This is a genomic window from Ruegeria sp. BHSB056 (assembly GCF_059613305.1).
Genome location: NZ_JBXWSG010000197.1, coordinates 1 through 1,053, shown reverse-complemented (window position 1 = coordinate 1,053; position 1,053 = coordinate 1). Strand labels below are relative to the sequence as shown.

1 protein-coding gene is annotated in these 1,053 nt (G+C 62.6%); it reads right to left on the bottom strand.

Annotation, left to right across the window (positions count from 1 at the left end; translation table 11 throughout):
• A partial coding sequence (locus tag AC2FND_RS20290; RefSeq protein WP_496771500.1) for an MFS transporter occupies positions 1–1,053 on the bottom strand: 1,053 nt, incomplete at both ends.

The window sequence follows — 1,053 nt, the reverse complement described above, 5'->3', positions numbered from 1 at the left end:
ATCTGCTCTGATCCCCTTCCGGTTTGACCCAGCGCATTAGGAACAATCCCAGAATAAACAACCCGACGATCGGAGACACCCCCAACCGCGCACTGCCGGTCGCGGATGTTGCAATTCCGATCAACAATGGCGCCGCAAAAGCGGTGGCGCGGCCCGACAGACCATAAAGACCAAAGCTCTCGACCGGGGCCGTCGGGTCGGTGTGGCGCACCATCAACGACCGGCTGGCCGATTGCAGAATGCCACCCATCCCGCCGATCAGGATGCCGCAGCCAAAGAACACAATGTCCGGCAGGCCCGACCCTTGGGGCAGGGCGATGCCGAAGATCTGCGACCGGTCCATCGACACGATGGTGGTGCAAACCAGGATCAAGACCCAGATCGCAGTCAGGATCACCGGCTTGGGGCCGAATTTCCGGTCCAGCTTACCGCCGATCCAGGCGAATACCGCCGAAGCCAGCACGCTGATGATGCCGAAGATGCCGATCTTGATCACGTCCCACTCCAGCACCAGCCGCGCATAGACGCCGCCGAAACTGTACAGCCCGTTCAGCGCATCCCGGTAGAACATCGATGACCCCAGATAGCTGGCCAGGCTGACCCGGTACCGCAGAGCGGCCACGGATTTTCCCAGCAGGCGCAGCGCTTCGGATACGCTGCCCTTTTTGTCGGCTGCCGGATCGTCGCGAACCCACAGGAAATACGGGACCATGAACAGGATGAACCACCCGGCGGTGAACGGCCCCACAAAGCGCGTGCCCTCGCGCGCGCCGGCGTCCAGCCCGAACAGCGGCTCCATCCCGATCAGCGTCTTGCCGTTGGGCTGCTCGACGAACAGCGCCAGCATGATCGCCAGGGAAATCAGCCCGCCGAAATAGCCGAAGGCAAAGCCCGAGCCCGAGATCTCGCCCACCTCGTTGTCATCACCCAGATCGGGCAATTGCGAGTTGATGAAGATCAGCGCGTATTCCGCCCCCACGAAGCCCAGACCGAAGGCCGACAGCATCAGCCACATGTTCGACCCGTCCGGCAGCGTGAACCACAGCGCCGCAG